Consider the following 3,343-nt stretch of genomic DNA (forward strand, 5'->3'; position numbering starts at 1 on the left):
GGAACAGCTTGCGGAGGCCGCGTATCCGTACGAGCGGCGTCTCGGTCGCCGCCGGTTCGGGCTGAGGTCGTTCGGTCACCTCGACGCTCACGAGCGCGCCATCACCTCTTCCTGGAAGATGCGCTCCGTGTCTGCCAGCGAGAGGTGACACCGCGACGCGTGGTGACCGTCGGCCGGCAGGAGCTCGGGCACCTCGGTCCGGCACCTATCGAACACGTGGGGGCAGCGCGGATGGAACGCACATCCCGGCGGCACGAAGATCAGGGATGGCGGGAGCCCTCGGATCGGGACCAGGCGCTCCTTCGTGTCGCTCTCGTTGAGCCGCGGGATCGACGACAGCAATCCCCAGGTGTACGGGTGGTGGGCGCCGTAGTAGATGTCTCTGCGGTCGCCCGCCTCGACGATCTTGCCGGCGTACATCACCTGGATGTGGTCGCAGTGCTCGGCCACGACCCCGAGGTCGTGGGTGACGATCACGATCGCGGCGTTGAACTCCTGCTTCAGCCGGTCCAAGAGGTCGAGGATCTGGGCCTGCACGGTCACGTCGAGCGCCGTGGTGGGTTCGTCGGCGATCAGCAGGTCCGGGTTCAGCGAGAGCGCCATCGCGATCATCGCTCGCTGCCGCATGCCACCGGAGAACTCGTGTGGATACTGGTCGGCTCGCTCGTCGGGGCGAGGGATACCGACACGCCGGAGCATCTCGACCGCCTGCTCGTGAGCCTCGCTCTTCGAGACCTTCTGGTGCACCCGAACGGCTTCGGCGATCTGGTCTCCGACCTTGTAGTAGGGATGCAGCGAGGTCATCGGGTCTTGGAAGATCATCGAGATCTTCTCACCCCGCACGGTGCGCATCTCGTCGGCCGGGAGCGTCAGCAGGTCCTGACCCTGGAAGATGATCTCGCCCTCGACCTGCGCGCGCTTCAGGTCGATGAGACCCATCACCGTGAGGAACGACACGCTCTTGCCGGATCCGGACTCCCCGACCACGCCGAGGGTCTCCCCCGGCAGCAGGGAGAACGAGACGCCGTCGACCGCTTTCACCAATCCGTCGTCGGTCGGGAAGTGGACGGTGAGGTTCTTGACCTCGAGGAGCGGTTCCGCCACTACGTGTACCTCACCCGCGGGTCGAGGAACGCGTAGGCGATGTCGACGCACAGGTTCGCGATCGCGATGAAGAACGCCGCGAAGAGGGTGACACCCATCACGGCGGGGAAATCGTTCAGGAAGATGCTCCGCACCGCGTACTGGCCGACGCCCGGCAGACCGAAGACGGTCTCCGTGATGAACGCACCGCCGAGCAGGACGGCCAGATCGAGCCCGAACATCGTGACGACCGGCGTCAGCGCGGCACGCAGCCCGTGCTTGTAGATCACCCGCTTCTCGGACAGCCCCTTGGCGCGAGCGGTTCGGATGTAGTCCTCGCCCATGGTCTCGATCAGGTTCCCGCGGACCATCCGCGCGTAGAAGGCGGCGAACGTCATCGACAGCACGATCCAGGGCAGGATGAACCGACCCGTAAGCACGGCCTGGAGCACCGACTCCCCGATCGGGATGCCCGACGGCGGAGCCCATCCGAGCTTGAACCAGAACACGTAGAGGAACAGGTACGCGAGCCAGAACACGGGCGCCGACACGCCGATGAGGGCGAAGACCATGGAGCCGCGATCCCAGATGCTCCCCCGTTTGACCGCCGAGATGATGCCGATCGGGATCCCGACCAGGGTCCACAGCACCGCGGCCCCGACCGCGAGGGCGATCGTCACCGGGAGGCGCCCGAAGATCTCCTCCTTCACCGGGACGAAGTTGGCGTAGGAGTAGTAGACGTCCTCGTTCAGGAACAACCCCGGCCAGGGGATCAGGCCCTTGGCGAACCGGCTGTACTGGACGTACAGCGGCTTGTCGAGCCCGAACGCGACGCGAGCCGCCTCGACGTTCTCGGGGCTCGTCGACTTGCCCACCGCGCGCCTGGCCGGATCGGAGGCGGGCAGCTTCACGAAGATGATGAACGTGATCAGGGACACGATGAACAGCACCAGGATCATGAACAGCGTCCGCCGGATCAGATACCTGCCCATCGCGCCCTCCGAAGTCTACCCCACCAGGTGGGAGGGGCCGCCCCCCGGAGCGGCCCCTCCCCTTTCGCGATCCTGCCTCGTTCTTCCGGTTTCCTGCCCTCCCGCTCACCCTCCCTTACTGGGCGTCGGGAGCGATGGCGTACTGGTCGTACGCCGCCAGACCGGCGAACTGGTCGAACGAGTAGTTGATGATCCGCGTCGACGTGATGTCGACGTTGTTGTCGAACAGGTACGGCACCCAGGGGACGACCTGTTCCATCAACGTGGTGTCGAGGTCGGCCCACGCCTGGAACCGGGCGTCACCCGTCTGCTGGTTGGCGGTCTTGATCTGATCGTCGACCGACGGGACCTCGGTGAGGTCGTAGCCGGCCTCCGACAGCAGATCGGCACTCGCTCCGACCAACCCGTAGTTGCAGCAGCTCGGGAAGATGGCCGCCGATCCGAACAGCGGGTCGGCGAACGTGTACCCGTCCGGGAAGTCCTTCCCCCATGCGGGGGCGAGACAGATGGCGACGTGCGCCTCCGGCTCGTTGCACTTCGAGTACATCGTCGTGCGCTCGAAGGACTTCACGTCGAACGTCAGCCCGAGCGGCTCCATGTTCTGCTGGATCAACGCGGACTGGTCCGGGTAGGGATCGGCCTCGTCGGTCACCGCGAGGATGTTGGAGCACTCCGGCGCGTCGCACACGCCGTCGCCGTCGGAGTCGTACGCGGACTGAGCCATCTCCGCCTGCGCCGCCGTGAGGTCGCCCGCCGAGTTCGGCGTCGCGTACGGGTCGAAGTCGGCGAGCAGGTTGTCCTCGAGCGAGTTCACCATGATGTGACCCGCGATCTCGCCGACGGACTCACCGCCACGGAACGTGCGCATGCCCGCCTTGTCGAGGCCCAGGTTGATCGCCTTGCGGACGTGCACGTCGTCGAACGGTGGGATCGCCATGTTGAACGAGATGTACCGAACGGCGTCCGACGGGTTGATGTGCAGCAACGGCTGCAGCGTCGGGTCCGTCGAGTACTGGCGCAGCACCTGTGGAGGCACGATGCCGTCCACGACCCCGTCCAGCTCGCCGGCCTGGACCTTGTTGTACAGGTCGTTGTTGTCGCCGCCGATCGAGATGTTGAACCCGTCCGGGTAGGCGGGACGCAGGCCGTCCGTCGCCGGGTCGTAGTTCGGGTTGCGCACCCACTGGATCGACTTGCCGGGCTCGTAACCGGCGACCGGCGACTGCTCGTCCGCCGGGAGCGAGAAGTCGAGGTTCTCCGCACCCAGG

3 protein-coding genes are annotated in these 3,343 nt (G+C 66.1%); all 3 read right to left on the reverse strand.

Annotated elements, in window-relative coordinates; genetic code table 11:
* Positions 1-87: 87 nt before the first annotated feature.
* Entirely contained in the window at positions 88-1,104 is a 1,017-nt protein-coding gene (locus tag VFI59_13540) for an ABC transporter ATP-binding protein (protein ID HET6714718.1), read from the reverse strand.
* Complete coding sequence (locus tag VFI59_13545) at positions 1,104-2,075, reverse strand: ABC transporter permease (protein ID HET6714719.1); 972 nt, start codon at positions 2,073-2,075, stop codon at positions 1,104-1,106. Before VFI59_13545 ends, VFI59_13540 begins: the two co-directional genes overlap by 1 nt.
* Before the next feature lie 115 nt (positions 2,076-2,190).
* Positions 2,191-3,343 (reverse strand): ABC transporter substrate-binding protein (locus tag VFI59_13550; protein HET6714720.1); only part of this gene is annotated, 1,153 nt, incomplete at its 5' end.

Source organism: Actinomycetota bacterium (assembly GCA_035697485.1).
Taxonomy (GTDB): domain Bacteria; phylum Actinomycetota; class UBA4738; order UBA4738; family HRBIN12; genus JAOUEA01.

Coding starts and splice junctions, on each gene's coding strand:
- VFI59_13545 (HET6714719.1), bottom strand. CDS start 2,075: ATGGGCAGGTATCTGATCCGGCGGACGCTGTTCATGATCCTGGTGCTG.